Here is a 24,687-nt window from a genome sequence, read left to right as displayed (position 1 = left end):
TAGCGTATTCCGTTAGGAGGTGCCCATGCTCCCGCACGAAACGTTCCGGCTCGTCGAGCGGTACGGCGCTCAGGACTCGGTCGTGGAGCGGCTCCGCAGCGAGCTCGAGGCACGCGGCTGGTCGCAGAGCGAACTGAGCCGTCGTCTGGCCGACCTGCGTCCGCCCTACCACCTGTCCCAGGGTGCGATCAGCCGCATGCTCGCATACGACAACCCGCGCGAGATCACTGTCGACGACCTGCTCGCGTTCGTCCGCGTCTTCGGCATCCCGATGGACGAGTTCGTCCTGCCCACCTCGATCACCTACGAGGTCGGCGGTTGGGGTGCGTACATGACAGCGGTCGACAAGCTGGAGAGGCTGCGTGAGGCACGGACCGAGTACGACGCTGCCGTCGCCCAGGCTCGCGCACTGGTCGACGAGCATGCGGGACTCACGCCACGGCTGAAGTGGCATCGCGAACGGCTTCTGGAGACCGACCCCGAGGGCGAGACCGCCGAGGTCCAAGCAGTCGACGCGGTGCTCGGCACCACAAGGGCGAAGAAGGCGAAGCGGACATGACTGGCCGGCCCAGGCGGGCGCGTGGTGAAGGGTCGATCGTCGAGTACGACACCAAGGCCGGTCGCCGCTACTACGTCAAGGCCACCGTCCCTGACGACACGGGCACTCCCCGCCAGCGGGTCAAGCGTGGCTTCCTGACGCAGAAGGAGGCAGCCAAGGGGTTACGAGACCTGATCCGCTCCGGTGAGCAGGCGGGCGGCTACGTCCCGCCGACAAGGCAGACGCTTGGGGAGTATCTGGACGAGTGGCTCGACGGCATCCGGGTCGCGCCGTCCACCGAGGCGTCGTACCGCAAGAATGTGCGCATCCACATCAAGCCGCGCATCGGCTCGATCACTCTCGCCCACCTCTCCACGTCGAAGATCGACGCGTTCTACCGCGACCTGGAACGGGAGGGACGGGCGGACGGGACGGGCGGGCTCTCCGCGCGCACGGTCCGTTACGTCCACACGATTCTCCGCAAGGCCCTCGCGGACGCGATCAAGGACGCCGGCCGTGGCCTTCCCACCAATCCGGCCGACAACGCCCGCCCGCCGAGCGCCAAGGCAGCGAAGGCCCCCGAGATGATGTGGTGGTCGCCCGAGGACGCCCAACAGTTCCTCACCTGGGCAGAGGACAACGTCGGCGACGAGTACGTCGTTGCCTGGAAGGTCGCCCTAGCAACCGGCATGCGCCGCGGCGAGCTGCTCGGGCTGCGCTGGAAGGACATCGACCTCGACAACCGCACCATCGCCGTCGCCCGCTCTGTCACCACCGTCAAGGTCAAGGGTGAGAAGCAGCGACTCGTCGAAGGGCCCACCAAGAGCGGGCGCACCCGCGTGGTCGATATCGACGAGCAGACGGCCAACCGGCTCCGCTGGTTCCGCGTCTACCGGGCGGGCAACCTCGCCATCAAGCTCGTGAACCCCGACATGGTCGTCTTCGGCGACGAGGAAGGTTCGTGGAGGCTGCCGGAGTCGTTTTCCCGAACCTTCCGCCAGCAACTCGCCCGCTTCCGTCGTACCCAGCCGGTGAACCACCAAATCCCGGCGATCCACTTTCACTCGCTGCGCCACACCCACGCGGTCTGGCTGCTCAAGGCTGGTGTCCACCCGAAGGTGGTCCAGGAGCGCCTCGGCCACGAGACGATCGGGATCACGATGGACATCTACTCCCACGTGATGCCGTCGATGGGCAAGGAAGCCGCGGCCCAACTTGGGGCGATGCTCTACAACCACAACTCGTAGGCACCCACCCAGCCTTACTCGAAGAAGTCCTCGTCGATCTCGACGATTCGATAGGTGTCCTTGACCTGCACCCCGACGCCGTATCGGATCATCAGACTCGTCAGCCGGGCGCCGTCGATGAGAACGAGGCGGGTAGGAACTCCGTCGGCGTACACGCTCGCATCCCGCGAGAAGCGGGCAGTAGTGATGAAGACACCGCCGTCAGCTTTGCCACTCAGGGCGCCGACGAAGGCTTGGAGGTCCGGCCGCCCAATGGCCCGGTCTACGGCGTAGCGCTTCGCCTGAACGTATACACGGTTGAGGCCAAGGGCGTCTTGATCGATGATCCCGTCGATGCCTTCATCGCCCGATTGCTTCGTGACTGAAGCGCGACCGTCAGCTCCGCCGTATCCCATCGCGACAAGCAGATCGACGACCACCCGCTCAAAGAATGTCGGCTCGTTGGCGACCAATCTCTCTAGCAACTCCGCCGCCACGTCTTGGTGAATCCGAGCAACACCCTGCTCAACCTGCTCGGTCGGATCAATCGCGGTGACCGGAACTGGCTCGACACTAGGTCCGACGCTCGCGTCGACTGCTCGGCCAGCGAGCCACCACTCGTCCCCCTCCTTCGCCAATTTTCTGAGCTCAGCCTCGGTGATCCCTGCCGGATGCTCAGCGAGGAGCTCCATGCCGAGGTCCGTCGCCTGGTAATGCCCACGACGGGGACGATCGAGTGCGCCGACGCGGGTGAGGTACGACGCTGCCCAGCCAATTCGATTGGCGGCCATGGACTTTCCCGTTGGAAGTGTCTCAGCCAGCTGCGCCTCGGTCAGTCCAGTCAAGGTCGTGGTGGCATCCCGAAGCTCCCGAAGGCTCTGGACCTCGCCGCCGCTCAGGACTTGCAACACGGGGATCATGAAGTAGTCCCACGGCGGCAAACTCATGGCCGGTTCCTCCAGCACACCCTCGACGGCAACACACCACAAGGCTAGGGCCACACAGGGAAGCCGACATGCGCGAGGCGTAAGTATCGCCGCGAGTATCGCGGGCGAACGAACGAGCCCCTGGCTCTGCGTTACCGCAGGCCAGGGGCTCGTTGTCTTGTGCGCGAGGGGGGAGTTGAACCCCCACGCCCTTTCGGGCACACGGACCTGAACCGTGCGCGTCTGCCTATTCCGCCACTCGCGCCAGAAGCGCGCTCACGATATCCCACGGCGTCCGGGCCACCCAAACCGGGCCGCCGCACGCCCGTCGCCCCCCGGTCGCACGGGCGGCGCGGGGCGACGCGTCCACGGCGACCACCCCCGATAGCATCGACCGTGTCCCCGGGCATGACCGGAGACACACCCTCACGGGTGTTCAGGACCGGGTCGGGCTGGGCAGTGTCCAAGCGGTGTCCACCGACCCCGCACGACCGAGGCGGGCACCCCGCGCGCCCCCACGCGCAGGGGTTTCGAGCCGGCGATCGAGAGGAGGCACCCGCATGGGCATGCTGCAGCGGTTCGAGATGCGACTGGAGCACGCCGTCTCCGGAGCCTTCGCCAAGGCGTTCCGGAGCGCGGTGCAGCCGGTCGAGCTGGCCGCGGCGCTCCAGCGCGAGGTCGACAACTCCGCCCAGATCCTCTCCCGCAACCGGCGGCTGGTCCCCAACACGTTCCACATCGAGCTCTCCCCGATGGACTACGACCGGCTGAGCCCCTACCAGGAGACGCTCACCACCGAGCTGATCGAGATGCTGCGCGAGCACGCCGACGAGCAGCACTACGTCTTCGCCGGTCAGGTCACGATCGACCTCAGCGAGCAGGAGGACCTGGTCACCGGGCGCTTCCGGGTGCGCAGCAGCGCGACAGCCAGCGTCCAGGGCGGCAGCAAGGCGCCGGAGACCCAGGCGGGCAGCCGGCGTGCGACCGTCGAGGTCAACGGCTCACGCCACGCGATCACCGACGACGGCCTCGTGGTCGGTCGTGGCGCCGAGGCCGACCTGCGCATCAACGACCCGGGCATCAGCCGCCGCCACGCGGAGTTCCGCCTCGACGGCCGCCAGGTCAAGGTCGCCGACCTCGGCTCGACCAACGGCACGCTGGTCGACGGGCACAAGATCCGCGAGACCACGGTCCGCGACGGCGCGACCGTCCGCCTGGGCAACACCGACATCGTCGTACGGGTGGGGGACGCCTGATGCAGGAGCTCACCCTCATGCTGATCCGCTTCGCCTACCTGGCGATCCTGTGGATCTTCGTCTTCGGGGCGATCTCGGTGATCCGGTCCGACATGTTCGGCGCCCGGGTCGACAGCGCCCCGGCCACGCCGAGCCGCCGCGAGCGCAAGGCCGCCGAGCGGGCCGCGGCCAAGCCGCCCAAGGCCGGTCGCGGCCAACCCACCAAGGTGGTCGTGCTGGACGGACCCAGCCGTGGCACCACCGTCTCGCTGGCCGACGCCCCGATCCTGGTCGGCCGGGGCACCGACGCGGCGATCCGGCTCGAGGACGACTACGTCTCCACGCGACACGCCCGCATCGCCAGGTCCGGGGAGACCTGGTACGTCGAGGACCTCGGCTCGACCAACGGCACCTACCTCGGCTCCCAGCGACTGACCCAGGCCACCGCGATCTCCCTGGGCACCCGGGTGCGGGTCGGCAAGACGACCCTCGAGCTCAAGAAATGACCGACGACACCCCGGCCACCACCCCGGGCGACCTCCCGGGCGACCTCCCGGACGACGCCGTGCGGCTGCGCTTCGCGGCCGTCTCCGACGTCGGTCGCCACCGCAAGGACAACCAGGACTCGGGCTACGCCAGCGGCCGGCTCCTCGTGGTGGCCGACGGGGTGGGTGGCCAGGCCTACGGCGACGTGGCCAGCTCGACCGCCATCTCGATCCTGCGGCGCCTCGACGCGCCCGAGGGTCCCGCCCCCGCGGGGCACGCCGGTGACGACGCCGCCCTGACCGCGCTGGCCGGGGCGGTGCTCAAGGTGCACGACCGGCTCGCCGAGATGGTCGAGCAGGACCGTGAGCTCGACGGCACGAGCACCACCCTCACTGCGGCGCTCCTCGAGGGTCACCGGCTCGGGTTCGCCCACGTCGGCGACTCCCGCGCCTACCTCCTGCGCGACGGCACCCTGCGCCAGGTCACGGCCGACCACACGTTCGTGCAGACGCTGGTCGACGAGGGCCGGATCACCGAGGAGGAGTCCCGGGTCCACCCCCACCGCAACATCATCCTGCGGGCGGTCGACGGCGTGCACGAGACCGAGCCCGACCTGTTCTACGTCGACCTCGAGCCGGGCGACCGGGTGATGCTGTGCAGCGACGGCTGCTCGGGCGCCCTGTCCGACGCCCAGATCGCCGAGCTGCTGGGCGAGGGCTCGGTCGACTCCGCGGCGCTCGGGCTCGTGCAGTCCGCGCTGGACCACGGCTCGACCGACAACGTCACGGTGATCACGGCCGAGGTCGTGGGTGCCGACGTCGCCGACGACCCCGAGTCGGCCGCCGCCTCGGTCGGCCCGATGCTGGTCGGCGCCGCTGCCGCCCAGCCTCGGCGCGGCGTCCTGTCGCGCCTGCGCGGGCGGCCGCACGACACCGGGGAGATCGAGGCCGTGCCCGCCGACGCCGCGGACGCCCTCGACCCCGAGGAGCTGCGCTACGCCCCCCGCCCGCCTCGGCGTGGACTCACCCTGCGGCGCGGCCTCCTGCTGCTGGTGCCCCTCCTGCTCGCGATCGGCGCGCTCTACGCCGGCTACACCTGGACCCAGAGCCAGTACTACGTCGCCGACGACGGCGACACCGTCGCGATCTACCGCGGGGTCCAGGTCGACCTCCCGCTGGTCAGCCTCAGCCACGTCGAGCAGCCGACCGACCTCGCACTGTCCGACCTCACCTCCTACAACCGGGGCCTGGTCGAGGACGGCATCACCGCCGAGAGCCTCACCGGGGCCCGCAAGGTCGTGGCCAACCTGGCCCGCGACAAGGAGAAGTCCGACTGCCCGGCGGTCAGCCCGACCACCGCCGCCTCACCGAAGGCCTCCCGGTCGCCCAAGGCGTCGCGCTCCCCGCGCGCGACCGCGAGCCCCGGCGCCGCGCCGAGCTCCCCGGCCTCCTCGGCCTCCCCGGGCGGCAGCGGCTCCGTCGGCGCCGAGTGCCCCGGTGGCACCGCGTCGCCCTCTCCCGGCCCCTCGTCGTCCGCCAGCCCCTCCGGAGGCAGCTCGTGAGCGTGCTCGCCGGCGTGGAGCAGTTCGTCCACCGTCGCCGGCGCGGTGCGGAGCTGGTGCTGCTCCTCCTCGCCCTCGCCGTCGGGATCGGGGCGTACGCCGCCGTCGGGCTCGGGCGCGAGGGCAAGATCCCGGCCGACATGGTCGGCTACGCCTCCTGGCTCGCCGTGCTCGCCGTGGGCGCCCACGTCGTCGTCCGCCTGGCCGCGCCCTACGCCGACCCCGTGCTCCTCCCGGTCGTGACCGCGCTCAACGGGCTCGGTCTCGCGGTGATCTACCGCCTCGACCTCGCGCTCGACCGTGACCTGTCCTCCAAGCAGCTGATGTGGACCACGCTCGGGGTGGTGCTGTTCGCGGTCGTCCTGCTCGTGCTGCGCGACCACCGCCGCCTGCAGGCGTTCACCTACACCGCCGGCCTGGCCGCCGTCGTCCTCCTGCTGTTGCCGTTCGTGCCGGGGCTCGGCCGCAACATCCACGGTGCCCGCATCTGGATCGGCATCGGCGGCTTCTCCTTCCAGCCCGGCGAGGTCGCCAAGCTCGCGCTCGTGGTCGCCTTCGCGGGCTACCTCGTGCTCCACCGCGACGCGCTGGCCCTCGCCGGTCGCCGGGTGGCCGGCATCGACCTGCCCCGCGGCCGCGACCTCGGCCCGATCCTCGTGATGTGGCTGATCAGCCTCTCGATCCTCGTCTTCCAGAAGGACCTCGGCTCGAGCCTGCTGTTCTTCGGGATCTTCGTGGTCATGCTGTACGTCGCCACCGAGCGCCCCGGGTGGCTCGTCCTCGGCGGCGTGATGTTCGTCGGCGGCGCCGCGATGGGCTACGCCGCGTTCACCCACGTCCAGACCCGCGTGGGCGGCTGGCTCGACCCGTTCTCCGACCCGGGCAAGTACGGCCAGATCATCGAGGGGATGTACGGCATGGCGTGGGGCGGGCTGGTCGGCCGCGGCCTGGGCCAGGGCTCGCCGTGGCGCATCCCGTTCGCCGAGTCCGACTTCATCGTGGCGGCCGTCGGCGAGGAGCTGGGCCTGACCGGCCTCATCGCGGTCGTGCTGCTCTACGGCATCGTGGTCGAGCGCGCGCTCCGCACCGCCCTCATCGCCCGCGACGACTTCGGCAAGCTGATGGCCACCGGCTTCGGCGTCGTCTTCGCGATCCAGGTGTTCGTGGTCATCGGCGGGGTCACCAAGCTGATCCCGCTGACCGGCCTCACCACGCCGTTCATGTCCTACGGCGGCTCCTCGCTGGTCGCCAACTGGGTCGTGGTCGCCCTGCTGCTGCGCATCAGTGACCAGGTGCGGCGGCCCGCGCCCGACTTCCGCCCCGCCGACGGCCCCGAGGGCGCCGGCATGGACGACGACACCCAGGTGGTGAGCGTGCGGTGAACAAGCAGATCCGCACGATGGCGGTCGGGTGCCTGGCGCTCTTCCTGGCCCTGCTGCTCAACGCGACCTACCTGCAGTACGTCCACGCGGGCGACCTCAACGACCGCAGCGACAACCGTCGGGTGCGCGACGCGGAGTTCTCCCGGGAGCGCGGCGCGATCCTCGTGGGCGGCAAGGCCGTCGCCGAGAGCGTCAAGAGCGGCGACCGCTACTCCTTCCAGCGCCGCTACCCCCAGCCGTTCAAGTACGCCCACCTGACCGGGTTCTTCTCCTACGTCTACGGCGCGACCGGCGTCGAGGCCAGCCAGAACGACGTCCTCTCGGGCAGCGACCCGCGCCTGTTCGTCAACCGCGTGGTCGACACGCTGTCCAACACCCCGCCCAAGGGCGGCTCGGTCACCCTCACCATCGACCCCGCCGCCCAGACCGCGGCCTTCGACGGCATCCAGGCCCTCGGGTCCGGGACCCAGGCGGCCGTGGTGGCCCTCGAGCCCCGCAGCGGCAAGATCCTCGCGATGGTGTCCAACCCGACGTACGACCCCAACCTGATCGCCGACCACGACCCGGCCAAGCAGACCACGGCCTACGAGCGGCTCCTCAAGGCCCCGACCGAGCCGCTGGTCAACCGGGCGATCCAGGAGATCTATCCCCCCGGGTCGACGTTCAAGCTGGTCACCGCCGCGGCCGCGCTGGAGACCGGGAAGTACGACGGCGACACGATCGTGCAGGGTGGCGCCTCGCTCAAGCTCCCGCAGGCCAGCAAGCCGCTGACCAACGAGAACGGCTCGACGTGCGGCGGTGACAAGATCACGCTCACGCAGGCGCTGATGACCTCGTGCAACGTCTCCTTCGGCAAGATCGGCCTCGACCTCGGGGTCGACAAGCTGCGCGCGGAGGCCCAGAAGTTCGGGTTCGGCCAGAAGTACCTCTCCGGCATCGGACCCCAGGCGATCAGCCGTTTCCCCGCCGAGGCACCCGGTCCCTACCCCGCCTACTCCGCGATCGGCCAGTACGAGGTGGCCGCCTCGCCGCTGCAGATGGCGCTGGTGGCGGCGACCGTGGCCAACGGCGGGCAGGGCATGAAGCCCTACCTCGTCGACGAGGTGCGCTCCCCCGACCTGAGCGTGCTGGACAAGAACAACGGCGAGCAGATGCCCGAGCGCGCGATGTCGGCCTCGTCGGCGCAGGAGCTGACCCGGATGATGGTCGAGGTCGTCAAGGGCGGCACCGGCACCCCGGCGCAGATCCCCGGGGTCGAGGTGGCCGGCAAGACCGGCACGGCCCAGAGCGCGGAGGACCGCAACCCCTACGCCTGGTTCGTCTCCTTCGCCCCCGCCGACAACCCCAAGGTCGCCGTCGCGGTCATCGTCCAGGACGCCGGCGTCGCCCGCGACGCGATCTCCGGCAGCGGCCTCGCCGCGCCGATCGCCAAGCGGGTCATGGAAGCCGTGATCTTCAATGACTGAGCCGGCCGGCACGCAGCCGAGGCCCCGCTACGACCTGGTCGAGCTGATCGCCACCGGCGGCATGGGCCAGGTGTGGCGCGCCGAGGACACCCTGCTCCACCGTGACGTCGCGGTGAAGGTGCTCAAGGCCGAGTACGCCGGCGACGAGCTGTTCCGCACCCGCTTCGTGCAGGAGGCGCGCCTGGCGGCGGCCATCCAGCACCCCCACGTGGCCTCGGTCCTCGACTACGGCGAACGCGAGGACCCCGACGGCGGCGCCCCGCGACCGATGCTCGTGATGGAGCTGGTGGAGGGCCAGCCGCTGTCGGCGATCATCGGCGACCCCGCGCTCACTCCCGAGCGGGCCGCCGACCTGGTGGCGCAGGCGGGTGAGGGCCTCGCCGCCGCGCACACCCGCGGAGTGGTCCACCGCGACGTCAAGCCGGGCAACCTCCTGGTCGACCCGCGGGGCCACGTCAAGGTCACCGACTTCGGCATCGCCCGGGCCGCCGACGCCGCCTCGCTCACCATGACCGGCCACCTGGTCGGCACCCCGCACTACCTCTCCCCCGAGCAGGCCGAGGGCGAGCGCGCCACCCCGCGCAGCGACGTCTACGCCCTCGGGGTCGTGCTCTTCGAGTGCCTCACCGGGACCAAGCCGTTCGAGTCCGACTCCCCGGTGGTGACGGCCCTGCGCCACGTGCGCGACCCGCTGCCGCCGTTGCCGGACCACGTGCCGGAGCGGATGCGCGCCGTCGTCGACCGGGCCTGCGCCAAGGACCCCGCGATGCGCTTCGCCGACGGCGCCGAGATGGCGGCCGCCCTGCGCGGCGACACCCCGGTGTGGCCCGAGGGCGCGCCTCCCGGGGCCGCGGCCACCTCCGACGACCCCACCGCCACCTTGGCCATGACGTCCGGGGCGCCCGGGGCGCCCGGGGCGCCCGGCCCCCCGACCACCCACCTGCCGTCGTACGCCGGCTCCGGCCGACGCCGCGGTGCCGGCCGGGGCCGCGTGGCGCTGATGGTCCTCCTCGCCCTCCTCGCCCTGCTGCTCCTCGCCGGGTTCGTGCGGGCCGTCCGGTCCGGCGACGACGGCTCCGGGACCGGCTCCGGCACCGGGTCGGGTGCCGGGTCGGGTGCCGGGTCGGGTGCCGACCAGGGCTCGGACACCGTGACGGTCGACCCGGCGGACTACGTCGGGCAGCCCGAGGACACCGCCTCGCAGCGACTGCAGGACCAGGGTCTGCAACCCGTCTCCGAGCGTCGGACCAACCCGGGCGGCGAGCAGGCCGGTACGGTCGCTGCAGTGCGGCCCACCGGCCAGGTCGACCGGGGCTCGCAGGTGACGCTCGAGGTGTGGGACGAGCCGGCGCAGCCGGGCCCGGGCAAGGGCGACAAGCCCGACAAGCCCGCGAAGGACGAGAAGGACGGCAAGGGCAAGGGCAAGGGCAAGGGCGGCCCGGTCGACGGGCTGCCCGGTCTGGGAGAGGGGTGAGCATGGACCGCACCGACGGCCCCGCGGACCCCCAGCCCCTGCGCCTCGGGGGTCGCTACGAGGTGGGCGACCTGCTCGGCCGCGGTGGCATGGCCGAGGTGCGCCACGGCCAGGACGTCCGCCTGGGGCGCGAGGTGGCGATCAAGCGGCTGCGCACCGACCTGGCCACGGACCCCAGCTTCCAGGCCCGCTTCCGCCGCGAGGCCCAGGCCGCAGCCGGCCTCAACCACCCGCAGATCGTGTCGGTCTACGACACCGGCGAGGAGATGGCGCCCGACGGCAGCCACGTCCAGCCCTACATCGTCATGGAGTACGTCAAGGGACGCACCCTGCGCGAGGTGCTCAACGACGGCCGCAAGCTCCTCCCCGAGCGGGCGCTGGAGATCATCTCCGGCGTGCTGTCGGCACTCGACTACAGCCACCGCAACGGCATCGTGCACCGTGACATCAAGCCCGGCAACGTGATGCTGACGCCCAGCGGCGACGTCAAGGTGATGGACTTCGGCATCGCCCGGGCGATCTCCCAGGCGACCAGCACGATGACCCAGACCTCCGCGGTCGTCGGCACCGCGCAGTACCTCTCCCCCGAGCAGGCCCGTGGCGAGACGGTCGACTCCCGCTCCGACGTCTACTCCACGGGCTGCCTGCTCTTCGAGCTGCTCACCGGCCGCCCGCCGTTCGTGGGCGACTCCCCGTTCTCCGTGGCCTACCAGCACGTCCGCGAGCAGGCCGAGCCCCCGTCGCGGTTCAACCCCGACCTCGACCCCGCGCTCGACGCGATCGTGATGAAGGCGCTCGCCAAGCGCGTCGAGGACCGCTACCAGTCCGCCGCCGACATGCTCGCCGACATCCGCCGCTACCTCGACGGGCACCCCGTCGACGCGCCCACGGCCGTCGTCCCGCCGCCGGTGCCCGTCCCCGACGCCGAGGAGACCTCGATCTTCCGCGGCCCGGTCGCGGAGTACGACCAGGACAAGCGGCGCTCGTGGCCGGTCGTCCTGCTCACCCTCCTCGCGCTGCTCCTGCTCGCCGGGGCGCTCTGGGCGGGCCTCAAGCTCTTCGGCGACGACACCCCCCAGGTGACGGTGCCCCAGGTGGTGGGGCTGCGCGAGCAGGCTGCGGTCACCAAGCTCCAGAAGGCCGGCCTCACGGTCAACGACGTCGAGCGGGTCAACGACGAGAGCGTCCCCAAGGGGCAGGTGCTCGAGTCGGACCCCGGGGCGGGCGACGAGGTCGACAAGGGGTCGTCGGTCGACCTCAAGGTCTCGGCCGGCAAGTCCGACGTGGTGGTCAAGTACGTCATCGGCATGAGCAAGGCCGAGGCCACGCAGGTGATGCAGGACCTCGGCCTGGACGTCACCTACAAGGTGCGGGACTCCGATGCTCCCCGCAACCAGGTCATCGAGACCGACCCCAATGCCGGCGAGACCGTGCCGGCCGGCTCGAGCGTGACGCTGGTGCTCTCGCGCGGCCAGGTCGAGGTGCCCAACGTCATCGGCTACACCGAGGACGCCGCCCGCCAGCGGCTCCAGGACGCCGGGTTCGACGTCCAGGTCGACGAGGACCCCGACACACCGGCGCAGAAGGGCATCGTGCTCGACCAGGACCCGACCGGGCGCACCACCGCCCCGCGTGGCTCCACCGTGCGCATCGTCGTCTCCACCTACGAGGAGCCGACCCCGACGCCCACGCCCACCCCGACGCCCACCCCGACCCCGTCGCAGCCCGCCCCCTCGTCGACCTCCGCGACCACTCCTGCGGCTGGTGAGGAGCCTGGGACGACGGTGACCCCGACTCCGACGCCGTCCGGTTAGAACGCGTCACCACGGGTACACCCCTTGCGCAGGCCAGCGAACACCTGTTCACTGAGCCGGGTCGCTCGGGACACCTCGTCCGGGCGTCCGTCTGTCCATGAGGTCGTCTCGTGAAGGAGTCGCGATGGGGTCCAGCAGCACCGTCCCGTGGGAGCGCGTCCGACGCATCGGTTCCCAGCTCACCACACCGCTGCACCCCGACGACTACCTCTCGCTGGTCAACCCGCTGTGGACCTCGCGCGAGCTGCGGGGGCGCATCGAGCGGGTGATCCCTGAGACCGAGGACGCCGCCACGATCGTGATCCGCCCCGGCTGGGGGTGGCGCTGGGACCACGCGCCGGGGCAGTACGTCGGCATCGGCATCCCGGTGAACGGCAAGTTCCAGTGGCGCTCCTACAGCGTCAGCTCGCCCCCGCAGCGCAAGGGGCGCACCCTGTCGATCACGGTGCGCGCGATGCCCGAGGGCCTGCTGTCCTCCCACCTGGTCAACGGCCTCGAGCCCGGCACGATCGTGCGGCTCGCGGCGCCCAAGGGCGACTTCATCCTCCCCGACCCGCCGCCGTCCAAGATGCTCTTCCTGGTCGCCGGCAGCGGCATCACGCCGGTGATGGCGATGATCCGCACGATGCAGCGCCGCGGCCAGCTCAGCGGGGCGGACGCTCCCGACGTGGTCATGCACTACTCCTCGCCGACCAAGGAGCGGATGATCTTCCGCGAGGAACTGGAGAAGCTCGAGTCCGAGGCCGACCACCTCACGCTGCACCAGCTCTACACCGACGAGGCCGGCATGTTCGACCCGGCCCAGCACCTCGACGAGCTCTGCCCGGACTGGAAGGAGCGCGAGGTGTGGGCCTGTGGTCCCGCCCCGATGCTCGACGCGCTGACCGAGCACTGGGAGTCCCACGACCTCGAGGACAAGCTCCACCTGGAGCGGTTCACCCTCGAGCTCGGCGGCGACGGCGAGGGCGGGACGGTGACGTTCCGCAACAGCAGCAAGACCTTCGACGCCGACGGCGCCACGACGCTGCTCGAGGCCGGCGAGGAGGTCGGCATCGGCATGCCCTACGGCTGCCGGATGGGCATCTGCCACACCTGCACCCTGACCAAGATCGACGGCAAGGCCGTCGACCTGCGCAACGGCGAGGTCTTCGACCAGCCCAACGAGCAGATCCAGACCTGCGTGACCGCGGCGTCCGGCGACTGCACCCTCGACATCTGACCCCGGTCCCACCACCGGACCCAACGAAAGGACACCTATGGCCATCTCGGACGTGGCGGAGTACATGCACCTGACCGAGGAGGAGGTCGAGCAGCTCGGACGCGAGCTCGACGCCCTCCGCAAGGAGGTCGAGGAGTCGCGCGGCGACGCCGACGCCGCCTACATCAACCGGATGATCCAGGTCCAGCGCGGTCTGGCGTTCGCCGGCCGCGTCACCTTGATGTTCAGCAACAAGAAGCCCGCCTGGGCCGCCGGCGCCGCCATGCTCGGGATCGCCAAGATCCTCGAGAACATGGAGATCGGCCACAACGTCATGCACGGCCAGTGGGACTGGATGAACGACCCGGAGATCCACTCCAGCAACTGGGAGTGGGACACCGCCCAGCCGGCCGAGCAGTGGAAGCACTCGCACAACTACGTGCACCACCAGTTCACCAACGTGCTGGGCTACGACAACGACATCGGCTACGGCATCCTCCGCATGGCGCGCGAGCAGAAGTGGCACCCGGCCAACCTCGGCCAGCCCGTCTACAACGCACTCCTGGCCACGCTCTTCCAGTGGGGCGTCGCGCTGCACGACCTCGACATCGAGCGGATCCGCAAGGGCGAGAAGGACCCCAAGGAGATGATGCGGCAGCTCAAGCAGATCGGCCGCAAGGTCCGCCGCCAGGTGGTCAAGGACTACGTCGTCTACCCCGCCCTGAGCGGCCCCAACTGGCAGACCACCATCACGGCCAACGCCACGGCCAACCTGATGCGCAACCTGTGGTCCTACATGATCATCTTCTGCGGGCACTTCCCCGACGGTGCGATGCACTTCACCGAGGAGGAGATCGAGGACGAGACCCGCTCGGAGTGGTACCTCCGCCAGATCCTCGGTGCCGCGAACTTCGAGGGTGGTCCGCTGCTGCACATCCTGTCGGGCAACCTCGGCTACCAGATCGAGCACCACCTGTTCCCCGACCTGCCGAGCAACCGCTACGGCCAGATCTCGGAGCGGGTGCGGGAGCTGTGCGCGAAGTACGACATCCCCTACACGACGGGGCCGCTGTACAAGCAGTACGGCCAGGCGCTGCGCACGATCATGAAGCTGTCGCTGCCCAACAAGTACACCTCCAGCAACCAGCCCTCCCGCCCCGAGCCGCCCGCCGGCCGTGGGGGCGACGAGGACACCCGGGACTACCGCCGCAAATCCGACGCCGAGCGGCCCTCGCGTCGCCGGGAGCTCGGTGGCTGGTCGCGCAGCCCCGCGGAGGTCTGAGTGGACCCCGCACCACGCGACTTCGACGACCTGCCGCTCGACCCCGACCTCGGGCTTCCCGTGCCGTTCGCGTGCGGGACGCCCGTGCCGGGGTCGCCCCGCACGCCGACCGCCCGCGAGCTCCAGCGCAGCCGGGTCATCCAGTGCGCCCTGTCCCGGGTGTGCGGGGTCTGCGGGGCGAGCCTGGGCCGGCCGCTGACGCTGCTGGGCAGCCAGGAGGAGGTGGACCGCAACGCCTTCCACTTCCCGCCGAGCCACCTGGAGTGCGCCACCCGGCTCATCGACGCCTACGCCGGCGTCAGCGAGCCCGTGCTCGGACGTGCCGGCGGTGACCACGAGTGGCACCTGGTCACCACCGGCGGGTTCGAGTTCGTCCGCCCCACGCGGGAGGACCTCGACCAGCGTCCACGGTTCGAGCCCAACTCGGTGCTGGCGGTCGATCCCGGCTGACCCTGCCCGGGGTCAGGGGGTGATGACCTTCGCGTGCCGCAGGTCGAGCAGCCCGCTGAACGCCGGGGCCCTGAGCCGCTCCTGCGCCTCGACCTGCCAGCCGAGCTCCCACACGTCGACCCGGTCGAGGTAGGCCTGCACGTAGGGGCTGTCCTCGACCGCCTGCCGCAGGCGCTCGGGGTCGCCGATCGCGGCGATGTCGTACGGCGGGGCGTAGGGCACGCCGTTGAGGATCACGGTGTTGCCCACGCACTTGATGCCGGTGGTGGAGATGACCCGCACCCCGCGGATGGTCAACGCCTCGGCACCGCCGGCCCACAGCGCGTTGGCCACCCCCTGGATGTCCTGCTGGTGCACCAGGGCCTGGTTGACCAGGTCACCGGCCGAGGCGAGCACGTCCTTGGGGGCGTCGTCGAGGGTCACCACGAGCCCGGGCCCGATCAGCGGGTCGAGGCTCGCCGCGCGCCGCTCGGCCGGGGCCCGGTCGCGCACGGTGCGCAGGGCGGAGCCGGCAGCGCCCTTGCTGAGCGCGTCGACCTCCCGGTTGAGCCGGGTCACCTCGGCGCGCAGGTCGGCCACCCGGCCGGCCTGCTCGCGGGCCAGGCCCGCCAGGTCGTCGTACCTCTCCGGCCGCAGGTCGGTGCCCGCGGCGTGCTCGGCGCTGGTGACCATGAGCAGCCCGGCAGCCGCGAAGACGGTGACCGTGAGCGTGCGTGCGACCACGGTCCGGCGGCTCCAGTCAGGTCTCCAGCGCACGTTGACTACGCTAACGGACGGCCACCCGTGACCGAACCGCCCCGAGGAGCACCTCCGTGTCCAAGCCGCGCAGCACCGCAACCCGTCTGGAGACCCCGGCCGCCAACCCGGTCAAGGTGGTGCCGACCGCGCTCGCGGCCCTGCTCGTCGTCGCCGGCATCGCCTACGTCGTCTACTACGTCACGCAGGTCTACGACGACCAGACGCCCAAGAAGCTCGCCGACCTCAAGGACTGGAACTGGCTGATCGGCTTCGGCCTGATCTTCCTCGGCCTCGCGGTCGCCGCCCGTCCGTCCACCCCACTGGGCCGCGGTCGCGGGGTCGTGGTCGGCATGTTGGGATGTTTCCTGCTCGGACTGGTCTGGATCGTCGTCTACTACGTGACGAGCCAGGACGCGAGCCTCCCGCTGGTCCGCGAGCTGGGCAACTACAACCTGATCGTGGGCGTCGCCTTCATGGCCGTCGGGTTCGTCTACGCCACTCACTGGGAGTGAGCGGGCGGTCGCAGGACACCAGGGAAAGAGGAAGGACACCGTTGGCACGAGGGCGTCAGCAGCCGCCCCGGTCGCGCGGGGGTTCGCAGCGCGGTGAGCGCCGTCAGCACGACGAGGACGGCATCATCCCCGTGCTCGCGCGCGGCGTGCGGGAGATCGAGAGCGCGGTCGAGCGCGGCCGGGTGACCTCCTCGGTGCGCACCCGGTTCCAGGTGGTCTCCCTGCTGGTCCGCGAGGCCCGCGCCGCGGTCCGCGCCGACCAGACCGTGAGCGAGTCGTTCCGCGACCAGCAGCTCAAGCGTCTGGACGGGGTGGCCACGATCCTGGCCAAGACGGCGGCCCGTGAGTCCTCGCTGCTGGAGCTCCTCGGCGACGACGCCGTCGTCTCGGCCGAGGCGCGCCGCCTCAAGCGGGAGATGCAGGCCGCTGCCGGCCTCGAGCCGGACCCCGAGGAGGAGCCCACCGACCGACTGTCGACCTCGGGTCCCGGCGGGGGCGGCGAACGGCGGGTCGTCCCCCAGTCCGTCGTCTCCCGCCAGCTGGCCAACCCCTTCCTCGCCCCCGACTTCAGCGCGCCCCGGCGGCCCTCGCGTCCCCGCGGCCAGCTGGCCCACTGGGAGCTCCTCGGGCCCCTGTTCCGGGCGTTCGAGGAGTCCGTCCCGGGCGAGTCGGCGTGCATGGACCTGCCCGAGGCCGACGACGTGCTCGTCCCCCAGGGCCGTGGTCTGATGCGCCACCAGGCCCGGCTGGTCACGGCGGCGCGCCAGGGCCACCGCACGTTCCTCCTCGCCGACGAGCCGGGTCTCGGCAAGACCGCGCAGGCGCTGCTGGCGGCCCAGGCGGCCAACGCCTACCCGCTGCTCGCGGTCGTCCCCAACGTGGTCAAGGCCAACTGGGCCCACGAGGCCGAGCTGTGGACCCCGCGCCACCGGGCGACCGTCATCCACGGCGACGGCGAGACCATCGACGGGTTCGCCGACATCATCGTGGTCAACTACGAGGTGCTCGACCGCCACGTCGGGTGGCTCGGTGACCTGGGCTTCCGCGGCATGGTCGTCGACGAGGCGCACTTCATCAAGAACAAGACCTCCCAGCGCTCGCAGCACGTGCTCGAGCTCTCGGAGCGCATCCGGACGCGGGTGACGCGGCCCCTGCTCATGGCCCTGACCGGCACCCCGCTGATCAACGACATCGAGGACTTCCGGGCGATCTGGCAGTTCCTCGGCTGGATCGACGACCGCAAGCCGCTCGCCGAGCTGATGGACTCCCTGGAGGAGACCGGGCTGTCCCCGCTCGACCCGGGCTTCTACCCGGCGGCCCGCCGCTGCGTCATCGACCTCGGCATCGTCCGCCGCCGCAAGGTCGACGTGGCCGCCGACATCCCCGAGCGCCGCATCGCCGACCTGCCCGTGGAGCTCGACGACGAGGCGGGCGCCTCGATCCGGGCCGCCGAGGAGCAGCTGGTCCGGCGCCTGGTGGGTCGCTACGACGCCGCGGTGGAGGCGCGCACCGCCGAGCCGCCGGCGGAGGGACTCGACCTCGAGCTCGTGCGTCGCGTCGCCACCCGCGAGCTGGAGGAGTCCTCCTCCGAGAGCGGGGAGAACATCTTCTCGATGGTGCGCCGCATCGGCCGCGCCAAGGCACCCCTGGCGGCCGACTACACCGCCCAGCTGGCCCGCAGCGTCGGCAAGGTCGTGTTCTTCGCCAAGCACATCGACGTGATGGACACCGCCCAGGAGACGTTCACCAAGCGCGGCATCCGCTGGTCGGCGATCCGCGGCGACCAGACCCCTCGTCAGCGCGCGACCAGCATCGACGCCTTCGTCAACGACCCGGACGTGCAGGTCATCGTCTGTTCCCTCACCGCAGCGGGGGTGGGGGTCAACCTCCAGGTCGCCTCCAACGTGGTGCTGGCCGAGCTGTCGTGGACCGACGCCGAGCAGACCCAGGCCATCGACCGCGTCCACCGCATCGGTCAGAGCGACCCGGTCACCGCGTGGCGCATCATCGCGGCCCAGACCGTGGACGCGCGGGTCGCAGAGCTGATCGGCACCAAGGCCGGGCTGGCCGCGCGGGCGCTGGACGGGTCGGCCGAGGAGGTCGACACCACCGGGCCGCAGCTGGACACGCTGGTCGGGCTGCTCACCGAGGCGCTGGAGGCCCGGTCGGCTCCGCCGGCCTGATCATCCCCGGGTTATCCACAGGGTTCTCCACGGCTGTGAGGGAATCACACCGGTGTAGTTGTCCACATGGTTGTTCCGCGGTGTGGAAAGACTCCCGTCCGGATCGGCTAGCCCGAGAGCACCGCCGACCGCGCGACCACCGCGGCGAGGATCAGGGCAGCCACGAGGCCAGAGCCCACGATCTGCAGCATTCCTCTCCGCTCACGCGGGGCGTAAACCATCACGGCCCCCAGGACGACGCCCCCGACTAGACCACCCAGGTGGCCCTGCCAGGAGATGTACTGCGCGCCGAGCACCGTGATGACGCCGTTGACGGCCACCAGGGTGAGCAGGCCCTGCACGTTGCCCCCCACCTTGAGCGCCAGCACGAGCAGCGCTCCCATCAGCCCGAAGATCGCCCCCGAGGCGCCGACGGTGAGGGAGGAGGCGGGGGCCAGCCAGTAGACGGTGGCCGACCCGACCAGGCCCGAGAGCAGGTAGACCGCGGCGAAGCGCAGCCGGCCCAGCACCAGCTCGAGCTGGGGGCCGAGCAGGTAGAGCGCCATCATGTTGAAGAAGACGTGCCAGACCTGGACGTGCACGAACGTCGAGGTCAGCAGCTGCCAGTAGGCCCCGTCGGCGACGCCGCGCGCGACGTAGAACCCCTGCGGCGACGACGGGTCGGGGAAGCCGACGCTGCGGGGCAGCAGCCCGAGGGTGCTCAGCACGCGGCTGCTGTTGCCGCCGGTCGAGCTGATCGCGAGGAACACCAGCACGTTGAGCCCGAGCAGGGTCCAGGTGACGACGGGGCCGCCCCCGTGCCGCGTGCCGCCGTACGGCGTGCGGGCCTGACGGGTGGTCCGCGCCCCCTCCTTGACGCAGTCGGGGCACTGGAACCCGACCGCGGCGGGGCGCATGCAGTCCGGGCAGATCGAGCGCTCGCAGCGCTGGCACCGGATGTGGGACTCGCGGTCGGTGTGGCGGTAGCAGACCGGGACGGCCTCGGAGGCCGCCCCGGTCTCGTGCTGGCTCATGGGGTCGGGGTCGGGGTCGGGCGCGCTCAGCGCTCCTCGATGGTGACCGACTCGATCACCACGGGCTCGACCGGGACGTCGCCGCGGCCGGTCGCGGTGGTCGCGATCGCGTCGACGACCTCGCGGCTGGCCTGGTCGGCGACCTCGCCGAAGATGGTGTGGCGACGGTTGAGGTGGGGCGTCGGGCCGACGGTGATGAAGAACTGCGAGCCGTTGGTGCCCGGGCCGGCGTTGGCCATCGCCAGGAGGTAGGGGCGGTCGAACTGCAGCTCGGGGTGGAACTCGTCCTTGAACTGGTAGCCCGGGCCGCCGCGGCCGTCGCCGCGCGGGCAGCCGCCCTGGATCATGAAACCGTCGATGACCCGGTGGAAGGTCAGGCCGTCGTAGAAGTTGCCGGTGCGCTTGGCGCCGGTCTCCGGGTCGGCGTACTCCTTGGTGCCGGTGGCCAGGCCGACGAAGTTCTCCACCGTCGCCGGGGCGTGGTGGGGGAAGAGCGTGATGGTGATGTCTCCACGGTTGGTGCGGAGCGTTGCGAGCTGGTCGGCCACGAGTGCCTCTCTCGTTCGGGTCTCGTCGGACTCTGGGTCAGGGACGTGTCCGGGGTCCGGACCCGTCGATCCTCTCATCCGGCCCCAGCCGGGCGAGGTTTCGCCCTCGGGGCGACGGGCACGGTCGCCATGTAGAGGCCCGCAGCCCCACCGGGCTCAGCCGGGCTCACCCAGGTTCTGTGAAGGAGACACGATGAGGTCCTCGAAGTCCGACAAGCTGGCGAAGGTCGCCGCGCAGGCGAAGGAGCAGGCCGCCGAGCTCTCCGAGCGCGTCGGACCCGCCCTCAGCGACGCCCGCGACCGCCTCGGGCCGGCGCTGGAGGACGCCCGCGAGCGCATCACCCCGGTCCTGGAGGACGCGCGTGACCGCGCCGTCCCCGCGGCCGAGCGTGCCCGTGACGCCGCCCGCGTGCGGCTGGCCGACGCCGCGGCCAACGTCGCCACCCGCCTCGACGACCGGCTGCCCGACGACCGCACGCCGGACTTCATCGCGGACGCCTCGACCAACAAGAAGGGCGGCAAGCTGCGCAAGCTGCTCGTGCTGGCCGGGCTGGGCGGCGTCGCCGCCCTGGTGGTCAAGCGCCTGCAGGGTGACCCCGCCCCCACGTGGCAGGCCGCCACCCCGCCGCCGGCCCCCGCGCCGCGTCCGGCCGCCGGCGCCCCGACCGCGCAGACCCCGGTGACCCCGGCCGCTCCCGCCTCGGGTGCGGAGGGCGACGCCGCGGGCGGCACCCCGGGCGAGGTTGCCTCCGACCAGGTCGACGAGCCCCACGAGCCCACCACGCCCGACGCTCCGGCCGAGCAGGTCGACGTCAGCAAGAACTGATCGGGAGAACACCGGGACCGACTCGGCGGCTGGGTCAGCCGGCAGTCCCACCATCCGCGCCATCCAGCTGTGCTCGCACCTGCTGGGTGGCGCGGTGCTCTGCCCAGAAGGACAAGATCGGCACGGTGCCGCACACCAGCGTCACGAGGGTGAAGCCCGGCGCCCAGCGGGCCCGCCGCGAGAGCACGAAGGCGAGCAGCAGGAACAGCATGTAGAGCCAGCCGTGCGCGACGCCGAGGTACTTCGAGATCGCGTCCCCGACCTGCTGGCCGGTGCTGCCGACGGGGAACCACGCCGGATCGACCAGGTGGGCCTCGTTGAGGGGCAGGCCGACCAGGCACAGCACGATCAGCAGCACCCCCACGACGTTGGCCAGCGCGCGGTAGCGCGCCAGCGCCGCGGCCAGCCGGATGCGGTCGGTGCCAGTCACGCCGTCGGTCCCGGTGCTCATGGGCTCGAAACTATCGGGCGGGGGTCCGGGGTCGGGTCGGCGGTCGGCCCCTCACCGTCGGTGCCGGCGGTGCCGTCGGTGCCGTCGGTGCCGCCGCGTCCCTGGGCCGTGCGCACCGCGTCGCGGGACCACTGGAACCACAGGTAGGCCGCGAACCCGGCGAAGACCCACCACTCCACCCCGTAGAACAGGTTGCGCAGCGCGGTCGAGGCCGGGGGGTCGGGCAGCGACTCGGGCGTGACCGGGACCAGGTCGCCCCGCTGGGCGGCAGGCGAGCGGAGGATGACGTAGCCGCTGTAGACGTCGTGGGGCACCCGGTCGAGCAGGTCGGCGGTCCGCAGGGCGGGAAGGACGTCCCCGGTCACCGGTCCGCCCACCTCGTCGCTGCTCTCCGAGGGCTGAAGCCAGCCGGTCAGGTCGACCCGACCGCGCGGGGCGAGTCCCCCCTGCGTGGTCGGGGTCCAGCCGAGCACCACCGGGAGGGTGGAGGCCCCGGCACAGTCGGCGCCGTCGTCGCAGACCTGGAGCAGGCCGACCTGCCAGGCCCCGGACGCCGAGGCGGGGTCGGCGGTGCGGTGTCGTTGGTCGACGTGCAGCACCTGCGGGAGCCACTGCCCACGCACCTCCACCGGCCGGCCGACGTCCTCGCCCGAGAACGCGTCGTCGGGGCCGAGGGCCCGGTCGAGCGGGACGGGGTCGGCCGTGGCGATGGCCGCCGCACGGTCCTCGCGGTGGGCCTGCCAGGCCCCGACCTGCCACCAGCCCAGCCACCCGGCCGCGCTCACGGCGAGGACGCCGGCCAGGTGCAGCAGGAGGAGGGGAGGCCCGACCAGCACACGCACCGTCGAGGGGTGTCGCGCGGGTGTGGGAGGCACCCCTCGAGCGTACGTGAGCAGCGGGGGTCGCCGGTCCTGCCAGGATGTCGCGGTGACCACACGGATCCAGCACCTCAGCTGCGCGAGCATGCACCCCCTGGCGGGCCGGGTCGGGCTCGTCCCGCGGGACTGGGTGGCCCACTGTCTGCTGGTCGAGACCGGGGACCGGGTCGTCCTGGTCGACACCGGCTTCGGCACCGCCGACGTGCGCGAGGGCCGGAGCCGCATCGGTCACGTGGCCCCGGCTCTGATCGGGTTCGACCTGCGCCGGGAGGACACCGCCCTCGCGCAGCTGCCCGGCCGCGGGGTCGACCCCGCAGCGGTCACCGACGTCGTCCTGACCCACCTCGACCTCGACCACGCCGGGGGGCTGGGCGACTTCCCCCAGGCACGGGTCCACGTGCACCGGCGCGAGCTCGAGGCCGCCCGCCACCCCCGGCTGGACGAGCGGATGCGCTACGTCCCGGCCCAGTGGGCGCACGGCCCGCGGTGGGTCGAGCACGACGAGCCGGGCGAGGACTTCTTCGGGCTGGGCGGGGCGAGCGTGGTCGCCGACGACGTGCTCCTCGTGCCCCTGCACGGCCACAGCCGCGGCCACAGCGCGGTCGCGGTGCGCCGGCCGGGCGACGAGGGCTGGCTGCTGCACGCCGGCGACGCCTACTTCTTCCACGGCGACAAGGCCACCCCGCGCACCTGCCCGCCGGCGCTCAGGGCGTTCCAGCGGGTCCTGGCCGCCGACGACCGGCGGCGCGTGGACAACCTCGCCCGGCTGCAGACCCTGCACGCCGAGCACGGGGACGAGGTCCGGGTGTTCAGCGCCCACGACCAGCAGGAGTACGACGCCCTGCGCGGCTGAGCGCCGCGCCGGCCCTCAGGACTCGAGGCGGTCGGCCGTCACGAGCAGCTTGACGCAGTGCTCGACGAACTGGTCGCGGGTGACCCCGTCGAGCGTGCCGGTGAGGAACCCGTGGAACAGCCCCATGAGCGCGCCGATCAGGCCCGTCGCGATCATCGCGCGGTCCTGGTCGGAGACGTCGCGCGAGAGGTGCTCGCGGACCATGTCGATCACCGCGGGGATGAAGCGCATCCCGCGGCCGGCGAGCTGGGGCTCGGTGATCGGGGCCAGGAGGAGCACCCGGCCCTTGCGCGGGTCGTCGAGGACGAGACCGACCATCGCCTCGACCGCGGCCCGGGCCACGGCCTCCTGGTCCTCCAGCCCCTGGGTCGCCTCGTGGAGCACCCGCTGGGTCTCGGCCGCCACCTCGTCGTACACCGCGACGACGAGGGCGTCGCGGTCGCGGTAGGACTCGTAGAAGTAGCGCTCGGTCAGCTGGGCGCGGCGGCACACCGCCCGCACCGAGACCCCGCCGGTCTCGTCGGAGCCGAGCAGGTCGAGGCCGGCGGCGAGGAGCTTCTCGCGACGCCCGGCCCGGCGGTCGGCCAGCGTCGTGCCGCCCCAGAGGCGGTGCTCGTCGTCGGCACCGGGCTGGTCCACGACCCACCCCTCTCTGGCACGTCCGGGCGATTGACTACGGGTGTTGTCACTCCTAGGGTCCAGGAAACGGTAACGCACGGGAAGGGGTCGACCGTGGTCTCCACGAGGGCATCCGCCGCGGACGCGCCGGTCCGGCACCTCCCGACCGGCACGCGCCGGGGCGACCTGCTGGGCCGCGACCCCGACCAGCGCCGCCGCCTGCACCGCAAGGTCGACGGCATCGGAGCCGTCCTGGCTGGTGGGGCCAACGTCGCCCTGCAGCTCTCGTGGCGCCCGGTGGCGCGCGGCGTCCTGGAGTCGCCGGTCAGCTCGGGCAGCATCTTCACCCGCCCCCTCAAGCGCACCCGCACCACGCTGACCTACCTCGCGGTCGCGATGTACGGCGACGAGGAGACCCGCGCCGCCTACCGCGAGGCGGTCAACGGCTCCCACCGCCAGGTGCGGTCGGCGCCGGGCGCCGAGGTGCCCTACAACGCCTTCGACCGCGGCCTGCAGCTGTGGGTCGCCTCGTGCCTGTACTACGGCGCGCGCGACATGGCGCAGCGCATGCACGGCCCGCTCGACCCGGAGCAGGAGCGGGAGGTCTTCGAGATGGGCCGCCGCTTCGGCACCACCCTCCAGGTGACCGACGAGATGTGGCACGAGAGCCTCGAGGCCTTCGAGGAGTACTGGGCCAACGGGCTGGCCCAGGCCACCGCGAGCGGCATGGACGACGACACGGTCCGGATGCTCCGCTCGCTGCTCGAGGCCCGCGTGCTGCCCTTCCCCCTCTCGGCGGCCCTGGCGCCGCTCGTCCGCTTCTCCAACACCGGGTTCCTTCCGCCGGAGGTCCGTGAGCTCCTCGGCCTGGAGTGGAGCAGCACCCAGGACCTGTGGCACGCCACGTTCCTGCGCGTGCTCGGCGCGGCGCTGTGGCCGCTGCCCGACGCGCTGCGCGCCTTCCCGTTCAACCTGCTGCTCGTCGACGTCGCGGTGCGACGCCGTCTGGGCCGTCCCCTGGTCTGACGA

General features: G+C 71.8%; 24 protein-coding genes, 1 tRNA gene and 1 pseudogene. 18 read left to right on the top strand and 8 right to left on the bottom strand.

The window, feature by feature from the left end:
- Window positions 1-19: 19 nt before the first annotated feature.
- Both J2S63_RS09705 and J2S63_RS09700 read left to right on the top strand, forming a co-directional pair.
- Window positions 20-559 carry a helix-turn-helix domain-containing protein gene (locus J2S63_RS09705; RefSeq protein WP_344116906.1) on the top strand — a complete coding sequence of 180 codons (540 nt, stop codon included), beginning with the start codon at window positions 20-22 and terminating at the stop codon, window positions 557-559.
- Window positions 556-1,785 (top strand): tyrosine-type recombinase/integrase, encoded by a 1,230-nt coding sequence (locus tag J2S63_RS09700; protein WP_310301695.1) that lies wholly within the window; start codon window positions 556-558, stop codon window positions 1,783-1,785. Before J2S63_RS09705 ends, J2S63_RS09700 begins: the two co-directional genes overlap by 4 nt.
- A 14-nt stretch (window positions 1,786-1,799) precedes the next feature.
- On the opposite strand, the gene J2S63_RS09695 is transcribed toward J2S63_RS09700, so the two are convergent.
- Entirely contained in the window at window positions 1,800-2,711 is a 912-nt protein-coding gene (locus tag J2S63_RS09695) for a restriction endonuclease (protein ID WP_310301694.1), read from the bottom strand.
- A 160-nt stretch (window positions 2,712-2,871) separates the two neighbouring features.
- Window positions 2,872-2,955, bottom strand: a tRNA-Leu gene (locus J2S63_RS09690).
- Window positions 2,956-3,250: 295 nt separating this feature from the next.
- Between J2S63_RS09690 and J2S63_RS09685 the strand changes: the two genes are divergently transcribed.
- The 10 genes from J2S63_RS09685 to J2S63_RS09640 all read left to right on the top strand — a co-directional run bounded on the left by J2S63_RS09685 (window position 3,251) and on the right by J2S63_RS09640 (window position 15,038).
- Complete coding sequence (locus J2S63_RS09685; protein ID WP_310301693.1) at window positions 3,251-3,946, top strand: FHA domain-containing protein; 696 nt, start codon at window positions 3,251-3,253, stop codon at window positions 3,944-3,946.
- Window positions 3,946-4,431: an FHA domain-containing protein FhaB/FipA gene (locus J2S63_RS09680; protein WP_310301692.1), complete on the top strand. Its 486-nt coding sequence runs from the start codon at window positions 3,946-3,948 to the stop codon at window positions 4,429-4,431. Before J2S63_RS09685 ends, J2S63_RS09680 begins: the two co-directional genes overlap by 1 nt.
- The gene (locus J2S63_RS09675; protein WP_310301691.1) at window positions 4,428-5,972 is read left to right on the top strand and encodes a PP2C family protein-serine/threonine phosphatase; all 1,545 of its coding nucleotides are present in this window, start codon (window positions 4,428-4,430) and stop codon (window positions 5,970-5,972) included. Before J2S63_RS09680 ends, J2S63_RS09675 begins: the two co-directional genes overlap by 4 nt.
- The gene (locus J2S63_RS09670; RefSeq protein ID WP_310301690.1) at window positions 5,969-7,354 is read left to right on the top strand and encodes an FtsW/RodA/SpoVE family cell cycle protein; all 1,386 of its coding nucleotides are present in this window, start codon (window positions 5,969-5,971) and stop codon (window positions 7,352-7,354) included. Before J2S63_RS09675 ends, J2S63_RS09670 begins: the two co-directional genes overlap by 4 nt.
- Window positions 7,351-8,820, top strand: coding sequence for a peptidoglycan D,D-transpeptidase FtsI family protein (locus tag J2S63_RS09665; protein WP_310301689.1), 1,470 nt, complete (start codon window positions 7,351-7,353; stop codon window positions 8,818-8,820). Before J2S63_RS09670 ends, J2S63_RS09665 begins: the two co-directional genes overlap by 4 nt.
- Window positions 8,813-10,294 (top strand): serine/threonine protein kinase, encoded by a 1,482-nt coding sequence (locus J2S63_RS09660; protein WP_310301688.1) that lies wholly within the window; start codon window positions 8,813-8,815, stop codon window positions 10,292-10,294. The genes J2S63_RS09665 and J2S63_RS09660 overlap by 8 nt, the downstream gene beginning before the upstream one ends.
- 2 nt (window positions 10,295-10,296) lie before the next feature.
- Window positions 10,297-12,108, top strand: a complete 1,812-nt coding sequence (gene pknB, locus J2S63_RS09655; protein WP_310301687.1) for a Stk1 family PASTA domain-containing Ser/Thr kinase — start codon at window positions 10,297-10,299, stop codon at window positions 12,106-12,108.
- 124 nt (window positions 12,109-12,232) lie between these two features.
- On the top strand, window positions 12,233-13,327 hold the full coding sequence (locus J2S63_RS09650; protein WP_310301686.1) for a ferredoxin reductase: 1,095 nt from the start codon (window positions 12,233-12,235) through the stop codon (window positions 13,325-13,327).
- Between the two features lie 37 nt (window positions 13,328-13,364).
- Window positions 13,365-14,588, top strand: coding sequence for a fatty acid desaturase family protein (locus tag J2S63_RS09645; protein ID WP_310301685.1), 1,224 nt, complete (start codon window positions 13,365-13,367; stop codon window positions 14,586-14,588).
- Window positions 14,589-15,038: a hypothetical protein gene (locus J2S63_RS09640; RefSeq protein WP_310301684.1), complete on the top strand. Its 450-nt coding sequence runs from the start codon at window positions 14,589-14,591 to the stop codon at window positions 15,036-15,038.
- 12 nt (window positions 15,039-15,050) lie between these two features.
- Here the strand turns inward: J2S63_RS09640 and J2S63_RS09635 are convergent, their stop codons facing one another.
- The gene (locus J2S63_RS09635; protein WP_310301683.1) at window positions 15,051-15,794 is read right to left on the bottom strand and encodes a DUF881 domain-containing protein; all 744 of its coding nucleotides are present in this window, start codon (window positions 15,792-15,794) and stop codon (window positions 15,051-15,053) included.
- A 44-nt stretch (window positions 15,795-15,838) separates the two neighbouring features.
- On the opposite strand from J2S63_RS09635, the pseudogene J2S63_RS09630 reads away from it, so the two are divergent.
- From J2S63_RS09630 to J2S63_RS09620, 3 genes and pseudogenes are all read left to right on the top strand, one after another.
- Window positions 15,839-16,072, top strand: a pseudogene (locus J2S63_RS09630) (cell division protein CrgA); the annotation flags it as partial.
- Between the two features lie 54 nt (window positions 16,073-16,126).
- Entirely contained in the window at window positions 16,127-16,288 is a 162-nt protein-coding gene (locus tag J2S63_RS09625) for a cell division protein CrgA (RefSeq protein WP_310306660.1), read from the top strand.
- 41 nt (window positions 16,289-16,329) lie between these two features.
- The gene (locus tag J2S63_RS09620) at window positions 16,330-18,471 is read left to right on the top strand and encodes a DEAD/DEAH box helicase (protein ID WP_310301682.1); all 2,142 of its coding nucleotides are present in this window, start codon (window positions 16,330-16,332) and stop codon (window positions 18,469-18,471) included.
- A gap of 107 nt (window positions 18,472-18,578) precedes the next feature.
- Here the strand turns inward: J2S63_RS09620 and J2S63_RS09615 are convergent, their stop codons facing one another.
- Window positions 18,579-19,484 (bottom strand): rhomboid family intramembrane serine protease, encoded by a 906-nt coding sequence (locus tag J2S63_RS09615; protein WP_310301681.1) that lies wholly within the window; start codon window positions 19,482-19,484, stop codon window positions 18,579-18,581.
- 26 nt (window positions 19,485-19,510) lie between these two features.
- The gene (locus J2S63_RS09610) at window positions 19,511-20,032 is read right to left on the bottom strand and encodes a peptidylprolyl isomerase (RefSeq protein WP_310301680.1); all 522 of its coding nucleotides are present in this window, start codon (window positions 20,030-20,032) and stop codon (window positions 19,511-19,513) included.
- A gap of 193 nt (window positions 20,033-20,225) precedes the next feature.
- Here J2S63_RS09610 and J2S63_RS09605 point away from each other — a divergent pair, with 193 nt between their 5' ends.
- Entirely contained in the window at window positions 20,226-20,858 is a 633-nt protein-coding gene (locus tag J2S63_RS09605; RefSeq protein WP_310301679.1) for a hypothetical protein, read from the top strand.
- A gap of 34 nt (window positions 20,859-20,892) precedes the next feature.
- Here J2S63_RS09605 and J2S63_RS09600 read toward each other — a convergent pair whose 3' ends face one another.
- The gene (locus J2S63_RS09600; RefSeq protein ID WP_310301678.1) at window positions 20,893-21,309 is read right to left on the bottom strand and encodes a DUF3817 domain-containing protein; all 417 of its coding nucleotides are present in this window, start codon (window positions 21,307-21,309) and stop codon (window positions 20,893-20,895) included.
- Complete coding sequence (locus J2S63_RS09595; protein WP_310301677.1) at window positions 21,306-22,184, bottom strand: SURF1 family protein; 879 nt, start codon at window positions 22,182-22,184, stop codon at window positions 21,306-21,308. Before J2S63_RS09595 ends, J2S63_RS09600 begins: the two co-directional genes overlap by 4 nt.
- A 52-nt stretch (window positions 22,185-22,236) precedes the next feature.
- On the opposite strand from J2S63_RS09595, the gene J2S63_RS09590 reads away from it, so the two are divergent.
- Window positions 22,237-23,040, top strand: coding sequence for an MBL fold metallo-hydrolase (locus J2S63_RS09590; protein ID WP_310301676.1), 804 nt, complete (start codon window positions 22,237-22,239; stop codon window positions 23,038-23,040).
- A gap of 15 nt (window positions 23,041-23,055) precedes the next feature.
- Here the strand turns inward: J2S63_RS09590 and J2S63_RS09585 are convergent, their stop codons facing one another.
- A complete protein-coding gene (locus J2S63_RS09585) occupies window positions 23,056-23,679 on the bottom strand; it encodes a TetR/AcrR family transcriptional regulator (protein WP_310301675.1) in 624 nt (207 codons plus the stop codon).
- 93 nt (window positions 23,680-23,772) lie between these two features.
- Here J2S63_RS09585 and J2S63_RS09580 point away from each other — a divergent pair, with 93 nt between their 5' ends.
- The gene (locus J2S63_RS09580) at window positions 23,773-24,684 is read left to right on the top strand and encodes an oxygenase MpaB family protein (protein ID WP_310301674.1); all 912 of its coding nucleotides are present in this window, start codon (window positions 23,773-23,775) and stop codon (window positions 24,682-24,684) included.
- Window positions 24,685-24,687: the final 3 nt, after the last annotated feature.

The organism is Nocardioides marmoribigeumensis, from assembly GCF_031458325.1.
In the GTDB taxonomy this organism is placed as follows: domain Bacteria; phylum Actinomycetota; class Actinomycetes; order Propionibacteriales; family Nocardioidaceae; genus Marmoricola_A; species Marmoricola_A marmoribigeumensis.
This window is presented reverse-complemented; position numbering and strand designations above follow the sequence as displayed.